Source organism: Terrabacter terrigena, assembly GCF_042676085.1.
GTDB classification, from domain to species: Bacteria; Actinomycetota; Actinomycetes; order Actinomycetales; family Dermatophilaceae; genus Terrabacter; species Terrabacter terrigena.
Map to the genome: position 1 here is coordinate 40,713 of NZ_JBHTKH010000021.1, position 15,436 is coordinate 56,148.

A 15,436-nucleotide genomic window follows, 5' to 3' on the forward strand; every position below is an offset into this window, starting at 1 on the left:
CCCCTCCGTCCGGCCTACCGTCCGGTATGCGCCCCTGCCGGCCGACCTCGACCGCGTGCGTCGCGCCCGGCGCCGCCCGACCCGGCGCGTGCGGCTCGTCATCGGGCTCCTCGCCGTCGCCGCGCTGGGGGCGGTACTCGTTCGGGTGCTCCTCGGCGACTACGTCGTCGCGCTCGCCGACCTCGTCCCGATCCTGCGCGGTGAGACCCTTCCGGACGCCCCCGGCGCCTCGTTCATCGTCAGGGAGGCCAAGCTGCCGCGCGCCCTCATCGGGGCCCTCGCGGGCCTCGCGTTCGGCGCGTCAGGCGCGATGTTCCAGACGACCCTGCGCAACCCGCTGGCCAGCCCCGACATCATCGGCATCAGCCTCGGCGCCTCGGCGGCCGCCGTCGTCGCTCTCACCTTCCTCGACGCACAGGGCATCTGGCTGCCGGCGGCGGCGCTCGCGGGGGCGCTCGCGGTGAGCCTGCTCATGTATGCCGTCGGGCGCGGGACCACGCTCGCCGGCCAGCGCATGGTGCTCGTGGGGATCGGCATCGCGGCCCTGCTCTCCAGCGTGATCCAGCTCGTCATGACCCGCACGTCGATCCAGGACGCCCAGGCCGCCCTCGTCTGGCTCACCGGCTCGCTCGCGAGAGCCAGCTGGTCCGTGATCGGGCTGCTCACCGCCGCCCTGCTGGTGCTCGCACCGCTCCTGGCGGTCTGCGCCCGGTGGATGCGCCTGGCCGAGCTCGGTGACGACCTTTCGACGACCCTCGGGGCGCCCGCCGCTCGAGCCCGGCTGGGCCTCCTCGTGGCGGTCGCGATGGCTGCCGTGGCGACGAGTGCGACCGGGCCCGTCGCGTTCGTCGCCTTCCTCGCCGGACCGACAGCCCGCCGGCTGTGCGGCCGACGGCCCTCGCTCTGGGCGGCCGCACTCGTCGGCGCCGCCGTCGTCGTGCTGTCCGACTTCGCTGGCGACTACCTCATCCCCGACGTCAACCTGCCGGTCGGCGTCGTGACGGGCGCCCTCGGTGCCCCCCTCATGCTCGTGGTCCTCATCGCCGCGGGTCGAGCCGGAAAGGCGTGACATGACCACCACCCTCAGCACCGCGCCGCCTGCCGCGGGGACGCGCACCCACGCCATCAGCGCGCGGGGTCTCACCCTCTCCTACGACGGCCGCAGGGTCGTCGAGGGCCTCGATCTCGACGTGCCCGCCGGCATGGTGACGGTGGTCGTCGGGCCGAACGGCTGCGGCAAGTCCACCGTGCTGCGCGGCCTCTCCCGGCTGCTCAAGCCGGCCGCGGGACACGTGCGCCTGACGACGGACGGGGCCGAGCACGACGTGTGGTCCTTGCGCCCGAAGGACTTCGCGCGCCGCGTCGCGCTGCTGCCACAGAGTCCGCCGCTGCCGGAGGGCATCACCGTCGTCGACCTCGTCGGTCGTGGCCGCCACCCCCACCACACGCTCGTGCGCCGCTGGTCCGCCGCCGACGACGAGGCCGTCGCCCGTGCGATGCAGGCAACCGGAACCCTCGACCTCGCCGACCGCCACGTCGACGAGCTGTCCGGCGGGCAACGCCAGCGGGTCTGGATCGCGCTCACCCTGGCGCAGAAGACCGAGGTCGTCCTGCTCGACGAGCCGACCACGTTCCTCGACGTCGCGCACCAGATCGACGTGCTCGACCTGCTGCGGGACCTCAACCAGCGCAACGGCACCACCGTCGTCATGGTGCTGCACGACCTCAACCTCGCGGCGCGGTACGCCGACCACGTCGTCGCCCTGCGCGACGGGTGCCTCGTCGGCTGCGGCGCCCCGGCAGACCTCGTCGACGAGGACTTCGTCGACCGGGTCTTCGGCCTCGGCAGCCGTGTCATCGCCGACCCCGTGACGGGCTCACCGCTCGTCGTGCCCACCTCGACCCGCCAGCAGACCGGAGCCACCTCGTGACCACGACCGCCGTCAACCCCGTCCTGCTGCTCGCAGCCGTGGTGCGCCGCATCGAGCGCCTCAGCCCCTCCTTCGTGCGAATCTGCTTCGGGGGAGACGGTTTCGAGCACCTGGGCCCCGAGGCTCCGACGCTCGACCAGCGCGTCAAGCTGCTCATCCCCAGACCGGGACGGCAGGTGCCCCAGCTCGACGCCGACGGCTGGTACGCGGCGTGGCTCGCCCTGCCGGAGGAGGAGCGAGGCTTCGTGCGCACCTACACCGCGCGCGCCGTCGTGGGCGAGGGTGACGACCGGCAGCTCGTCGTCGACTTCGTGCTGCACGGCTCTCCCGCAAACGGTGCTGCAGAGAACGGTGCCGCCGGGCCGGCCGGTACGTGGGCCGAAGGAGCGAGGGTCGGTGACGAGATCGGGCTCCTCGCCCCCCGCCGCGGCCACGAGCGCACGTTCGGCGGCGTCGAGTTCGCCCCTGCCGGCGCCCGACGTCTCATCCTGGTGGCCGACGAGACGGCCGTGCCGGCCCTCGCGTCGATCGCCGAGGCCCTGCCGGCCGACACCGACGGCATCGCCGTCGTCGAGGTGCCCGATGCCACCGACTTCCTCGACGTGCGCTTCCCGCCCGGCATCGAGGCGCACTGGATCGCCCGCGGCGACCGCGACCGTGGCACGCAGGCGCTCGCGACCCTGCGTTCCTGCCTGCGCCTCGACACCGACGGCCGGCCCGTCAACGAGCTCCCGTCGCTCGGGCGGGCGGCCGACCTCGACGACGACGTCTGGGAGACGGCGATGTACAGCTCGTCGGGCGACGACGTGACCGGCGCCCTCGAGGACGCGGCGCACCTCGGGCCTCACGACACGTACGCCTGGGTGGCGGGAGACTCCGACACCGTCAAGGCGTGCCGGCGCCTCCTCGTGGGCGATGCGGGCCTGCCGCGTCACCAAGTGGCCTTCATGGGGTACTGGAAGCAGGGACGCGCGAGCTGACCCCGACCACGCGACGCGCCGACCGGCATACGGCCGGTGTTGCGTGGCCCCGGGGCGGGCAGGCAAGAATGGCGCCTGCGGCCACCGTCGTCCGCCCAGTGCCACACGGTGGCACCGCGGCCACCCGGTCGCGACCGACGACGGAAGAAGTTGCATGGAGATCTGGCCCGGCAAGCCCTACCCCCTGGGGGCCACCTACGACGGCACGGGCGTGAACTTCGCCGTCTTCTCCGAGGCGGCCGATCGCGTCGAGCTGTGCCTCGTCGACGACGAGCTGAACGAGACCCGCCTCGACCTGCCCGAGGTCGACGGCTTCGTCTGGCACGGCTACGTGCCCTACGTGCAGCCCGGTCAGCGCTACGGCTTCCGCGTGCACGGGCCCTACGAGCCCGAGCACGGCCACCGGTGCAACCCGAGCAAGTTCCTCCTCGACCCCTACGCGAAGGCGATCGAGGGGCAGGCCGAGAACGACCAGTCGCTCTACTCGTACACCTTCGGCGACGCGAAGGCCGCGACGACGACGAAGATCAACACCGACGACAGCCTGCGGCACACGATGCACTCGGTCGTCATCAACCCGTTCTTCGACTGGGGCGACGACCGGCCGCCGCGGCACGAGTACCACGAGAGCGTCATCTACGAGGCCCACGTCAAGGGCCTCACGATGCTGCACCCCGAGATCCCCGAGGAGATCCGCGGCACCTACGCCGGCATCGCCCACCCGGCGATGATCAACCACCTGCACGACCTCGGCATCACCGCCATCGAGCTCATGCCGGTCCACCAGTTCGTGCAGGACGCGCCGCTCGTCGAGCGGGGGCTGTCGAACTACTGGGGCTACAACACGATCGGCTTCCTGGCCCCGCACAACGGGTACGCCGCCGGCGGGCAGCGCGGCCAGCAGGTGCTCGAGTTCAAGGGCATGGTCCGGGCGCTGCACGCGGCCGGCATCGAGGTCATCCTCGACGTCGTCTACAACCACACGGCCGAGGGCAACCACATGGGCCCGACGTTGGCTTTCCGGGGGCTCGACAACAACAGCTACTACCGCCTGGTCAGCGACGACCTGAGCCACTACTACGACACGACCGGCACCGGCAACAGCCTGCTCATGCGCAGCCCGCACGTGCTGCAGCTCATCATGGACTCGCTTCGCTACTGGGTCACCGAGATGCACGTCGACGGCTTCCGCTTCGACCTCGCGGCCACGCTGGCCCGCCAGTTCCATGAGGTCGACAAGCTGTCGGCCTTCTTCGACCTCATCCAGCAGGACCCGGTCGTCAGCCAGGTCAAGCTCATCGCCGAGCCGTGGGACGTCGGCGAAGGTGGCTACCAGGTCGGCGGGTTCCCGCCCCTGTGGACCGAGTGGAACGGGCAGTACCGCGACACGGTGCGCGACTTCTGGCGCGGCGAGGGCGGCGCGCTCGGCGAGTTCGCCTCTCGCTTCACCGGATCCAGCGACCTCTACGAGCACTCCGGCCGCAAGCCCATCGCGTCGATCAACTTCGTCACCGCTCACGACGGCTTCACGCTGCGCGACCTCGTGTCCTACAACGAGAAGCACAACGAGGCCAACGGCGAGGGCAACAACGACGGAGAGAGCCACAACCGCTCGTGGAACTGCGGCGTCGAGGGGCCGACCGACGACCCGGCGATCCGCGACCTGCGACTGCGCCAGCAGCGCAACTTCCTGACGACGCTGCTCTTCTCCCAGGGTGTGCCGATGCTGCTGCACGGTGACGAGCTCGGTCGCACCCAGCAGGGCAACAACAACGGCTACTGCCAGGACAACGACATCTCGTGGATCCAGTGGATCCTCGACGAGGACGACCAGAAGCTGCTCGCGTTCACGCAGTCGCTCGTCAAGCTGCGGCGCGAGCACCCGGTCTTCCGCCGTCGCCGCTTCTTCGCCGGCAACGCCGACCACGGTGGTGAGAGCGAGCTCGGCGACATCGCCTGGCTCATGCCCAACGCCGCCCACATGGACGACGAGGCGTGGAGCAACGGCCTCGCGAAGTCGCTCATGGTGTTCCTCAACGGGTCGGCCATCCCCGAGCCCGACCCCCGCGGCCAGCAGATCTTCGACGACTCGTTCCTCGTCATGTTCAACGCGCACGACGAGGCGCTGACCTTCACGCTGCCCGACGAGGAGTACGGCCCGCGCTGGGTGCCCGTCATCGACACGGCGCTGCACGAGGTCGAGGAGAACGTCCTCGAGCCGACGTGGGAGATCCAGGTCCAGCCGCGGAGCATCGTCGTGCTGAGGTGCCCCCGTGAGGTGGCGTCGCCGATCGTGCCCGGACTGGCGGAGGAGGCCATCGCGTGAGGTATGCCAGCGCGCCCCTCTCGACCCACCGGTTCCAGCTCGAGCCGGACTTCACCCTCGACGACGCGGCAGCGACGGTCGACCACCTCGCGAACCTCGGCGTCACCCACCTCTACCTGTCACCGATCCTCCAGGCGACCGTCGGCTCCAAGCACGGCTACGACGTCACCGACCACTCACGGGTGGCCGAGGGGCTCGGCGGCGACCCGGCATACGCCCGGCTCGTCGAGCGCGCCCACGAGGCGGGCCTCGGGATCGTCGTCGACGTCGTGCCCAACCACATGACCACGCCGACTCCCTTGTCGCTCAACGTCCCCCTGTGGTCGGTGCTCCGCGAGGGTCGCGAGTCGCCGTATGCCGTGTGGTTCGACGTCGACTGGGACGCCCAGGGCGGGCGCCTCCTCCTGCCGGTGCTCGGCGGCCCGCTCGACGAGGTGCTGGCCGCGGGCGAGATCACGTTGGGGGAGTCCGAGGGCGAGTCGGTCGTGCGCTACTACGACCACGTCTTCCCGGTCTCGCCCGGCACCGACCTCGCGCTCCCGCTCGGGGAGCTGCTCGACGCGCAGCACTACCGTCTGGCGTCGTGGACGGTCGGGGACTCCGAGCTCAACTACCGGCGCTTCTTCGACGTGACCTCGCTCATCGCGGTGCGCGTGGAGGAGCCGGAGGTGTTCGACGCGACGCACGAGCTGCTCGTCGAGGGGGTGCGGTCGGGGTCGATCGACGGCCTGCGCATCGACCACCCCGACGGGCTCGCCGACCCCGAGGGGTACCTCGAGCGGCTCGCCGACCAGACCGGTGGGGCGTGGGTCGTCGTGGAGAAGATCCTCGAGGGTGACGAGCCGCTTCCCCGGGCCTGGAAGACGGCGGGGACGACGGGATACGACGCGCTGCTGCGCGTCGGCGGCCTCTTCGTCGACCCGGCTGGAGCGGAGCCGCTCAGCCGGCTCTCGGACGAGGTCCTCGGGCAGCGGCAGGACCTCGACGCGATCATCGAGGAGTCCAAGCGGTGGGTCGTGACAGTCATGCTCGCCGCCGAGGTGAGCCGCCTCGTGCGGCTCGTCGCTCGTGCGCGTCCCGATCTCGACGAGGCGTCGGTGCGTGAGGTGCTCGAGGCGATGCTCTTGGGGATGGACCGCTACCGGGTCTACGTCCGGCCCGGTCACCCACGCAGTGGCCTGTCGGCCGAGCCTCTCGAGCTCGCGTTGCGACGTGGCGCCGGTGACGCCTACGGGAGCCTCGACCGCGCGTGCGCAGAAGGCCTCGTCGACCTCGCCCTGGGCGAGGGGACGGTGCAGGACGACGCGGCGCGCGACGAGTTCGTGGTGCGCTTCCAGCAGACCTGCGGGCCGGCGATGGCGAAGGCGATCGAGGACACCGCCTACTACCGCTACGTGCGCCTCGTGGGCCTCAACGAGGTCGGCGGAGACCCGCGAGAGGTGGGCGTCCCGGCCGGGGAGTTCCACCGCTTCGCCGCGCACCTCCTCGACACCTGGCCGCAGACGATGACCACGCTTTCGACCCACGACACGAAGCGGTCCGAGGACGTGCGGGCGCGGCTCTTCGTGCTCGCCGAACGCCCCGAGGCCTGGGCCGACTGGGTGCGCACCGCGCGCGAGCTGGCCACCCCCTGCCGCACCGACGAGCTCGACGCGCTGACCGAGTACTTCCTCTGGCAGACCGTCGTCGGTGCCTGGCCGATAAGTCAGGAACGCCTCCAGGCCTACGCGCTCAAGGCGATTCGCGAGTCGAAGCTGCATACGCGGTGGACCGAGCCGAACGAGGCCTACGAGTCGGCGGTCGAGCGGTTCCTGGCCGGAGTGGTCGCCACCCCCGAGATCGTGTCGCACGTGGAGACGTGGGTGGCCCACACCGCTGCCGAGACCCGCGCCAACGTGCTGGGGCAGAAGCTCGTCCAGCTCACGATGCCCGGGGTCCCCGACGTCTACCAGGGCACCGACCTCGTCGACCTCTCGCTGGTCGACCCCGACAACCGGCGCCTCGTCGACTACGACGAGCGACGCGGCCGGCTGGCCCGGCTCGACGGGGGAGCGGCGCCAGCGGACCTCTCTGACGAGAAGCTGCTCGTCACCGCTGCGGCGCTGCGAACGCGCCGCGGCTGGGCCGAGTGCTTCACCGGGGAGGACGCGACCTACGCCCCTGTCGCGACCACCTCGGAGCACGCCGTCGCATTCGGTCGAGGCAGCTCGTCCGGTGTCGAGGTCGTCACGGTGGTGACCCGCCTTGCCGGGCGTCTCGCTGACTCAGGCGGATTCGGCGAAGCGACCATCGACCTGCCCGAGGGAGAGTGGTCCGATGCCATCTCGGCGCGCACCTTCCCGGGCGGCTCCGTCAGGCTCGCCGAGCTGGTCGGCGGTGACGCCGCCGGTGACGGTGGACGAGGCGCCCTGCCCGTGGCGCTGCTCGTGCGGGTACGTGACGACGCATGACCGCAGACCCGATCCGCGTCTGGGCTCCCTCGGCCCGCAGCGTCGACATTCTCGTCAGCCCGGTCGCCGAGGGTGACGCAGACAGCGGTCCTGACCGCCACGCCATGGAGTCCGTCGATGGCGGCTGGTGGTCCTGGACCCCTCCCTCCGACGGATCGCTCGACTACGCGTTCAGTCTCGACGGCGGCGACCCCAGACCCGACCCACGCAGCGCCTGGCAGCCCAACGGCGTGCACGGACCCAGCCGTACCTTCGACCCGGCGGCCCATGCGTGGGCCGACGAGGGCTGGCGCGGCACGAGGGAGGGCCGCGGTGTGCTGGGTGCGGTCGTCTACGAGCTCCACCTCGGCACCTTCACGCCGGAGGGCACGCTCGATGCGGCCATCGGCCACCTCCGGCACCTGGTCGAGCTCGGCGTCGACGTCGTCGAGGTCATGCCCGTATCGGCGTTCGGGGGCACGCACGGCTGGGGCTACGACGGCGTTGCCCCGTATGCCGTGCACCACGCCTACGGGGGGCCTGCGGCCTTCCAGCGCTTCGTCGACGCGTGCCACGCCCAGGGGCTCGGCGTCTGCCTCGACGTCGTCTACAACCACCTCGGCCCCACCGGCAACTACCTCGCCGACTTCGGCCCCTACTTCACCGACACCCACACGACGCCGTGGGGTCCAGCCGTGAACCTCGACGCCGAGGGCAGCCACGAGGTGCGCCGCTGGGTCGTCGACAACGCCCTGCGGTGGTTCCGCGACTTCCATGTCGACGCGCTGCGGCTCGACGCCGTCCACGAGCTGCGAGACGGCTCCGAGCCGCACGTCCTCGCACAGCTGTCCGACGAGACCGCCTCTCTCGCGGAGGAGCTCGGCCGACCGCTCGACCTCATCGCAGAGAGCGACCTCAACGACGCGATCATGGTCACGCCCACCGCCGAGGGCGGCCGCGGCATGACGGCGCAGTGGGACGACGACGTCCACCACGCCCTGCACGTCGCGCTGACGCATGAGTCGCAGGGCTACTACGCCGACTTCGCCGGTGGCACGGAGGCGTGGCCGCACGGTGGGCCGGTCTCCGTGCTGGCGAAGACCCTGACCGACGCCTTCCTGCACGACGGCCGTTACTCGACGTTCCGCGGCACCGTCTGGGGAGCCAAGGTGGACACCGCGGCCCGTTCGGGGCACCAGTTCCTCGCCTACCTGCAGACGCACGACCAGGTCGGCAACCGGGCCACCGGAGACCGGATCAGCGACCAGGTCTCGCCGGGGCAGCAGGCGGTCGGAGCGGCGCTCTACCTGCTGTCGCCCTTCACCGTGATGGTGTTCATGGGTGAGGAGTGGCGAGCGAGTACGCCATTCGCCTTCTTCACCTCGTTCGAGGAGGAGTGGCTCGCCGACGCGGTGCGCTCCGGGAGGCGTGGGGAGTTCGCGGCGCACGGCTGGGACGAGGCAGACGTGCCGGACCCGCAGGACCCTGCCACGCGGGACCAGAGCGTGCTCGACTGGAGCGAACCCACCGCTCCGGGCCACATCGAGATGCTGCACTTCTACCGCGAGCTGATCCGGGTCCGTCGCACCCAGCCCGACGTGGCCTCGGGTGACCTGCGTGCGACCTCGGTGGCGTACGACGAGGGTGACGGCTGGATCATCCTCTCGCGCGGCTCGGTGCACGTCGTCTGCAACCTGGCGAGCCGGAGCCAGGTCGTGCCGTTCGACGGCGACGTGCGGCACGTGCTGGCCTCGTGGGGCCGGCCGCCGATCGTCGACGAGCGGGGCGTGTGGCTCGACGGACACGACGTCGCCGTCGTGCGCACCGGCTGAGCCCTCGCCGCTGGGAGGGTCGGCTCGGAACCCGGGCCGTGCCCGGGCGCGCGGGTCTAGTTTGGTTCGAGGCGGCTCGGAGAGCCCGGGTGCCTTGAGCGAATCGAGAAGACATGGCCAACCACGTGTATTCGATCTCCGAGGTCGTCGGGTCGTCGCCGGAGGGCATCGAGGCCGCCGTCGGCAACGCGGTCGCCAAAGCCAGCTCGACGCTGCGCAACCTCGACTGGTTCGAGGTGACCGACATCCGCGGCCAGCTCGCCGATGGGGCCGTCGCCCACTGGCAGGTCACCGTCAAGCTCGGGTTCCGGCTCGAGGACTGAGGGAGCGACAGCGCCCGGTCGTTGCCGCCCGCCCCGGCTCGGCCGGCGCGGTCAGGGGGCCATGCCCGGGCCGACCGCGACGTCTCGCTGCTTGCCGCAGTCGAGGCACTCCTGGTAGCGAGCACCGGGGTCGCTGCTGTTGGGGTAGCGCCGGGTGCGCCAGCGGTGCCAGACGTGCAGGCGGCACCACCACCGTCCGCGCCGTCGTTGTTCCTGCCCAGGCTCTCGGTGCGTGCTCTCACCCATGGACCCATCCTCCTCGCCGTCCGCCGGTAGCGTTGCCGGAACGCAGGCATCACGGCGGGCGGACGGCCCGACTGGTGGGTCTGCGGCGTCAGGCGTCCTTGACCCGGACCATGCCCTCCTGGGCGGTCGTGGCGACGAGCGTGCCGTCCTGCGTGTACATCTCGCCGATCGACAGGCCACGCCCGCTGACGGCCGACGGCGACTGCTGGGCGTAGAGCAGCCATTCGTCGGCCCGGGCGTCGCGGTGGAACCACATGGAGTGGTCGAGACTCGCCACGCGCAGCCGCGGGTCGGTCCAGACCATCCCGTGGCGGCGGAGCACCGGCTCGAGCAGGGAGTAGTCGCTGGAGTATGCAAGGACCGCCGCGTGGAGCAGCGGGTCGTCGGGCAACCGGTCGATCGCCCGCATCCAGACGTGGTTCGTGGCGACCTGCTGCTCGCCCGCGTCGACGAACATGTTGCTCTCGACGGGCCGCATCTCGATGGGCCGCGACTCCGCGAGGTGCTTGGCGCCGGGGTGGTCGATTCCACGGAACGCGTCGGCGAGCGAGGCCAGACCGTCGGGGCCGGGGACGGCGGGCATGGCGTCCTGGTGGTCGAGCCCGCCGGCCCGCTCCTGGAAGGAGCACACCATCGACATGATGGGGGCGCCCTTCTGCACCGCGTGGACGCGCCGGGTCGAGAACGAGTTGCCGTCGCGCATCTCCTCCACGGCGAAGCGGATCGGGAGGGTGTCGTCGCCGGGCCGCATGAAGTAGCCGTGGAGCGAGTGGATCGGCCTCGTCCCGTCACCGTCGTTGACGTCGCGCACGGTGATGCCGGCGGCCATGACGCACTGCGCGAGGACCTGGCCGCCGAAGACACGACCGTGCGGCATCTTCTGGCTGCGGCCCTCGAAGACCCGCGCCGACGTCGCCCCGATCGACTCGGCGGCGTCGCGCCCGAGCACGTCGGTGACGGCGATCCTGGCCGTCCCGATGTCGCGGAGGGTCAGCACGTCGAGGAGGTCCTCGAGCGGTGGCAGCGGGCGCGGCTCAGCGGGGGCGTCGGCACTCACACGTCGACCCTACTGGCCGCCCGGGTCTTGTCAGTCGGGGCCGCGACGCGTGTCACGCCTCCAGCGCGAGGGCCAGGGGGAGCACGGCAGGGGCCCCGGCCTCGCGCAGGAGGCCGGCGCAGACGGTGAGGGTCCAGCGCGAGTCACTGACGTCGTCGACGAGCAGGACCGGGCCCGGCACACCGGCGAGCGAGGCCGCGAGCTCGGACCCCACCGCCAGCCGGCCCCACACGTTGGCGAGGCGGAACGCGCTGTTGCCACCGGGGTCTCCCACGGGGCCGCCCTCGACGAGGTCCAGCGCGCCGAGATACGGCAGACGCCCGAGCTGGCCGAGACCCGCGGCGAGCGACCCGACGAGCTGGGGGCGACGCCGGGACGGCACCGAGACGATGGCAGCCGGACGATCTGCCCAGCCCCAGCCGGCGAGCACGTCGACGCAGGCCCGGACGACCTCCGGCGGGACCTCGCGGTCGTCGCCCCGGAGCAGCTCGCGCAGGCGTTGTCCCCAGCCGAGGTCGCTGAGGCGCGCCACGGCGCGACCCTCGCCCATCGCGATCGCGGGCGCGATCTTGCCCTTGAGCGGCACGCCGAGGCGCTCCATGCCGCTCGGCCACTGCGCGCGCGACTCCAGCACCACGCCGGGGCGTTCGAGCCGGGACCGCGCCGTGTTGACGGCCGCCTCGGGGATCGTCGTGTCGAACCATGGTCCGGCGCACCGGTCGCAGCGACCGCACGCCTCTGCGGACTCGTCGTCGAGGCACTCCTGCAGGAACGCCATGCGGCAGCGGTCGGTGCGCTCGTAGTCGACCATGAGCTGCTGCTCGCGCTCGCGCGCCTCGGAGACCCGGCCGTAGCGTTCCTCGTCGTAGGCCCAGGGCTCGCCGGTGGCGGTCCAGCCGCCGGGGACGCGGTGCACGGCGCCGTCTACGTCGAGCACCTTGAGGAGCAGCTCGAGTCGGGTGCGGCGAACGTCGACGATCGTCTCGAGCGCCATGGTCGACAGGGGCCGTTCGGACTCGGTGAGGGCGCGAACGACCGCGTCGGCTTGGTCCTGCCGCGGCATCGACGCGGACGCGAAGTAGCGCCAGATGTCCTTGTCCTCCGGGCCGGGCATCAGGAGCACGTCGGCCCGGTCGGTGGCGCGGCCGGCTCGGCCGACCTGCTGGTAGTAGGCGACCGGCGACGACGGCGCGCCGAGATGCAGCACGAAGCCGAGGTCGGGCTTGTCGAAACCCATGCCGAGGGCCGACGTCGCGACGAGGGCCTTGACCTGGTTGTCGCGGAGGGCCTCCTCGAGGCGGATGCGCTCGGACGGCTCGGTGCGTCCGGTGTAGGCGGCGACCTCATGGCCGGCCTCGCGCAGGGCGACCGCGACGTCCTCGGCCGCGGCCACGGTCAGGGCGTACACGATGCCCGAACCGGGCAGCTCGCCCAGGTGGGCGATGAGCCAGGCCAGTCGCTGCTCGGGGGCCGCGAGGGGCAGCACGCCGAGGCGTAGCGACGCGCGGGCCAGGGGGCCGCGCAGGGTGAGTACGTCACGGCCGCCGGCGCCGAGCTGCTCGACGACGTCGGTGACGACGCGGGCGTTCGCCGTGGCCGTGGTGGCCAGCACCGGGGTGCTCTCGGGGAGCGTGGTGAGCAGGTCGCGGATGCGGCGGTAGTCGGGCCGGAAGTCGTGGCCCCAGTCGCTGATGCAGTGGGCCTCGTCGACGACGAGCAGGCCGCAGGACTCGGCGAGCGCCGGAAGCTGCTCGTCGCGGAACCGTGGGTTGTTGAGGCGTTCAGGGCTGACGAGCAGCACGTCGACCTCGCCGCGTGCGAGCGCACCCGAGACCGCACCCCACTCGTCGGCGTTGGTCGAGTTGAGGGTCACGGCCCGGATGCCGGCGCGCTCCGCGGCGGCGATCTGGTCGCGCATGAGCGCCAGGAGGGGGCTGACGATCACCGTGGGGCCGGCGCCCTCCGCGCGGCGCAGTGCCGTCGCCACGAAGTAGACCGCGGACTTGCCCCACCCCGTGCGCTGGACGACCAGCACGCGGCGCCGACCGGCAACGAGCTCGTTGATCGCCTCGAGCTGGCCGTCGCGGAAGTCGACGTCGTCACGACCCACCAGCCGGCGCACTGCGGTCGTCGCGCGCTCGCGCAGCCCGGGGTCGACGTCGGCTGCAGACAGGGCGGCGGGTGAGGTCGACATGGCACCCAACCTACGTGGCCGTGCCGGCTGCGCCGACCGGCACACCCGACCTGTGGACGGGTGTCCGGTCCGCAGGGGGATGGGGACGAGCCCGCGCGCCCGCGGCTGGAAGGATGGGGCCATGACGCAGACGAGCGAACCGAAGGCGAGGCCCTACGCGGCGCAGGTGTCGCTGCGCTGGTCCGACATGGACGCGTACGCCCACATCAACAACGTGCAGTTCCTGCGCCTGCTCGAGGACGCCCGCGTCATCGCGTTCCGCGACTGGTTCGACGGTGGCGGCGCCGGTGACAAGTCGCTCCTCGACGAGGGCGTGCTCGTGTCGCGTCACGAGATCGAGTACCGCCGACCCCTGGGTTTCCGGCACGAGCCGGTGGAGATCCAGATGTGGGTCTCACGCGTGGGTGGTGCGGGCTTCGACGTCGCCTACATCGTCACCGACCCCGACGGCGTGGACGCGCCCGACGGCGAGCGGCGCGTCTACGCCGTCGCCGAGACCGAGCTGGCCCTCTACGACTTCACGAGCGAGTCGCCGCGGCGCATGCGTCCCGAGGAGCGCGCCTCGCTGCGCACGCACGAGGGCGAGCCGGCGCCGTTCCGCCGGCGGCGCCGGTGACCGGCACCCCGCAGATCGACTTCGGCGACCCGCGCGGCCTCGCCGACCTCGGCACGTACCTCGGGCGTGCCCGCAAGGCCAACCCCGACGGTGCCGTGCGCCTGCAGGTGCTGGGCACCCTGCTGGTGACGACGGTCGCCGTGATCGAGGGGAGCGGCCTGATGGGCGAGGGGACCGTGCTCGGCATGCGCGTGGTGTCGATCGCGCCGTCCGGCTCGGTCGATGCGACGGTGTCGTTCGCGGCCGTGTCCGACCGGCTGGCCCGAGACGACGGTGGCTCGGTCCTCAGCGTGCCTCCGACGACGGTGCGTGCCCCATGGAGCGGTCTGACGCCTCCGCGCGACGGGTGGGAGCCCGTGGGTCAGATCGATGGCGAGGCGGTGGACTCCATCGCGCGGCAAGGGATCGCACAGGTCGCTGAGGGAACCCCGGACGGTGCCGGGTCGCACGCGGTCGACGCCTTGCGACGTCGCACGTGGGCGGCGATGAGTGACACCGTGCCGCCGATCGCCGCGGGGCTTGCCTTCGGCGCCCACGTCCTCGGTTTCACGGCGGCCGGTGAGCCCGCCTCCATCTCGGCCCACGGCCGGTGGACGCGGCTCAGCACGGCCCGGGGGCACGTGCTCGTCCGCTGAGGTCAGGTTCGCCCGGTCCACACCCCGCGCTCGACGAGAACGTCCTTGAGCACGTCGATGCGGTCACTGACGAGCCCGTCGACGCCGAGGTCGAGCAGACGGTGCATCTCGTCCGCCTCGTCGATCGTCCACACGTGCACCTGCTTGCCGTGGCGGTGCGCCGCGTCGACGAGGCCACGGGTGACGACCTGCACCGACCGACCGCGTAGCGGCAGGCTCGGCGGGACCTGGAAGACGTCGGCCGGGGTGCGCAGCAGGGCGGTCAGCCAACGCGGACCGAACCGGGCCAGCGCCGTGCCCACCTCGGCCGCGGCGGTGGCCACACGGCCCCGTGAGAGGCGCCGGAACTGGGAGATGTTGCGCTGCGAGAACGAGCCGACGCACACCTGGTCGTGCAGGCCACGCTTCTCGATGAGCTGCCACAGCGGGAGGGCCGTGCCGGGCGCCTTGAGGTCGATGTTGAGGTTGATGTCGGGCCAGGCGTCCAGCACGTCCGTGAGCAGCGGGACGTGCTCGCCGTCGCCGATGACGGCATACGAGACCTGCGACCAGGGCAGTTCGCGGATCAGCCCCCGGGCGTTGCTCACGCGGTCGAGCCGCGTGTCGTGGAAGGCGACGAGCATCCCGTCGTGCGTCACGTGCACGTCGGTCTCGAGGTGGGTGTAGCCGAGGGCCACGGCGTTGCCGAAGGCGGTCATGGTGTTCTCGAGGCCGACGTTGGGCGGGTAGAGCGAGCCACCCCGGTGGGCGAGCGCCACCGGCGTCCGGTCGAGATACGGCCTGCTCGTCACCATGCGTTTCTCCTATGTCAAGCCGCTGCCGGCAGGCAAGAGGTTTGACGGTTGTGGTGGTCGGCGGTCAGGAGGT

The 15,436-nt window shown here is 71.9% G+C and carries 13 protein-coding genes; 9 read left to right on the plus strand and 4 right to left on the minus strand.

The features are described from left to right. Window positions 1–55 precede the first annotated feature (55 nt). The 7 genes from ACFQ2V_RS19990 (at window position 56) to ACFQ2V_RS20020 (ending at window position 9,821) form a co-directional block, all read left to right on the plus strand. Window positions 56–1,069 carry a FecCD family ABC transporter permease gene (locus ACFQ2V_RS19990; RefSeq protein WP_386054709.1) on the plus strand — a complete coding sequence of 338 codons (1,014 nt, stop codon included), beginning with the start codon at window positions 56–58 and terminating at the stop codon, window positions 1,067–1,069. 1 nt (window position 1,070) lies between these two features. Continuing rightward, window positions 1,071–1,931: an ABC transporter ATP-binding protein gene (locus ACFQ2V_RS19995; RefSeq protein WP_386054695.1), complete on the plus strand. Its 861-nt coding sequence runs from the start codon at window positions 1,071–1,073 to the stop codon at window positions 1,929–1,931. Next, complete coding sequence (locus ACFQ2V_RS20000) at window positions 1,928–2,911, plus strand: siderophore-interacting protein (protein ID WP_386054696.1); 984 nt, start codon at window positions 1,928–1,930, stop codon at window positions 2,909–2,911. The genes ACFQ2V_RS19995 and ACFQ2V_RS20000 overlap by 4 nt, the downstream gene beginning before the upstream one ends. A gap of 154 nt (window positions 2,912–3,065) precedes the next feature. Then, window positions 3,066–5,237 (plus strand): glycogen debranching protein GlgX, encoded by a 2,172-nt coding sequence (glgX, locus tag ACFQ2V_RS20005; RefSeq protein WP_386054697.1) that lies wholly within the window; start codon window positions 3,066–3,068, stop codon window positions 5,235–5,237. Beyond that, complete coding sequence (treY, locus tag ACFQ2V_RS20010) at window positions 5,234–7,687, plus strand: malto-oligosyltrehalose synthase (RefSeq protein ID WP_386054698.1); 2,454 nt, start codon at window positions 5,234–5,236, stop codon at window positions 7,685–7,687. The genes glgX and treY overlap by 4 nt, the downstream gene beginning before the upstream one ends. Continuing rightward, window positions 7,684–9,498 (plus strand): malto-oligosyltrehalose trehalohydrolase, encoded by a 1,815-nt coding sequence (gene treZ / locus ACFQ2V_RS20015; protein WP_386054699.1) that lies wholly within the window; start codon window positions 7,684–7,686, stop codon window positions 9,496–9,498. The genes treY and treZ overlap by 4 nt, the downstream gene beginning before the upstream one ends. Window positions 9,499–9,611: 113 nt before the next feature. Then, complete coding sequence (locus tag ACFQ2V_RS20020) at window positions 9,612–9,821, plus strand: dodecin (protein ID WP_386054700.1); 210 nt, start codon at window positions 9,612–9,614, stop codon at window positions 9,819–9,821. A gap of 51 nt (window positions 9,822–9,872) precedes the next feature. Here the strand turns inward: ACFQ2V_RS20020 and ACFQ2V_RS20025 are convergent, their stop codons facing one another. From ACFQ2V_RS20025 to ACFQ2V_RS20035, 3 genes are all read right to left on the minus strand, one after another. Continuing rightward, window positions 9,873–10,067 carry a hypothetical protein gene (locus ACFQ2V_RS20025; RefSeq protein ID WP_386054701.1) on the minus strand — a complete coding sequence of 65 codons (195 nt, stop codon included), beginning with the start codon at window positions 10,065–10,067 and terminating at the stop codon, window positions 9,873–9,875. Window positions 10,068–10,155: 88 nt separating this feature from the next. Continuing rightward, the gene (locus tag ACFQ2V_RS20030) at window positions 10,156–11,124 is read right to left on the minus strand and encodes an acyl-CoA thioesterase (RefSeq protein ID WP_386054702.1); all 969 of its coding nucleotides are present in this window, start codon (window positions 11,122–11,124) and stop codon (window positions 10,156–10,158) included. A 52-nt stretch (window positions 11,125–11,176) separates the two neighbouring features. Beyond that, complete coding sequence (locus ACFQ2V_RS20035) at window positions 11,177–13,318, minus strand: RecQ family ATP-dependent DNA helicase (protein ID WP_386054703.1); 2,142 nt, start codon at window positions 13,316–13,318, stop codon at window positions 11,177–11,179. A gap of 121 nt (window positions 13,319–13,439) precedes the next feature. Here ACFQ2V_RS20035 and ACFQ2V_RS20040 point away from each other — a divergent pair, with 121 nt between their 5' ends. Then, window positions 13,440–13,934: an acyl-CoA thioesterase gene (locus tag ACFQ2V_RS20040; protein WP_386054704.1), complete on the plus strand. Its 495-nt coding sequence runs from the start codon at window positions 13,440–13,442 to the stop codon at window positions 13,932–13,934. Continuing rightward, window positions 13,931–14,569 (plus strand): hypothetical protein, encoded by a 639-nt coding sequence (locus ACFQ2V_RS20045; RefSeq protein ID WP_386054705.1) that lies wholly within the window; start codon window positions 13,931–13,933, stop codon window positions 14,567–14,569. Before ACFQ2V_RS20040 ends, ACFQ2V_RS20045 begins: the two co-directional genes overlap by 4 nt. Window positions 14,570–14,571: 2 nt before the next feature. On the opposite strand, the gene ACFQ2V_RS20050 is transcribed toward ACFQ2V_RS20045, so the two are convergent. After that, complete coding sequence (locus tag ACFQ2V_RS20050; RefSeq protein ID WP_386054706.1) at window positions 14,572–15,363, minus strand: glycerophosphodiester phosphodiesterase; 792 nt, start codon at window positions 15,361–15,363, stop codon at window positions 14,572–14,574. Between the last annotated feature and the right edge of the window lie 73 nt (window positions 15,364–15,436).

Excerpts from the sequence above, each read along its gene's own strand:
- ACFQ2V_RS20050 (WP_386054706.1), bottom strand. The coding sequence starts at position 15,363 with ATGGTGACGAGCAGGCCGTATCTCGACCGGACGCCGGTGGCGCTCGCC.
- ACFQ2V_RS20025 (WP_386054701.1), bottom strand. The coding sequence starts at position 10,067 with ATGGGTGAGAGCACGCACCGAGAGCCTGGGCAGGAACAACGACGGCGC.
- ACFQ2V_RS20020 (WP_386054700.1), top strand. The coding sequence starts at position 9,612 with ATGGCCAACCACGTGTATTCGATCTCCGAGGTCGTCGGGTCGTCGCCG.
- ACFQ2V_RS20035 (WP_386054703.1), bottom strand. The coding sequence starts at position 13,318 with ATGTCGACCTCACCCGCCGCCCTGTCTGCAGCCGACGTCGACCCCGGG.
- ACFQ2V_RS19995 (WP_386054695.1), top strand. The coding sequence starts at position 1,071 with ATGACCACCACCCTCAGCACCGCGCCGCCTGCCGCGGGGACGCGCACC.
- ACFQ2V_RS20040 (WP_386054704.1), top strand. The coding sequence starts at position 13,440 with ATGACGCAGACGAGCGAACCGAAGGCGAGGCCCTACGCGGCGCAGGTG.
- glgX (WP_386054697.1), top strand. The coding sequence starts at position 3,066 with ATGGAGATCTGGCCCGGCAAGCCCTACCCCCTGGGGGCCACCTACGAC.
- treZ (WP_386054699.1), top strand. The coding sequence starts at position 7,684 with ATGACCGCAGACCCGATCCGCGTCTGGGCTCCCTCGGCCCGCAGCGTC.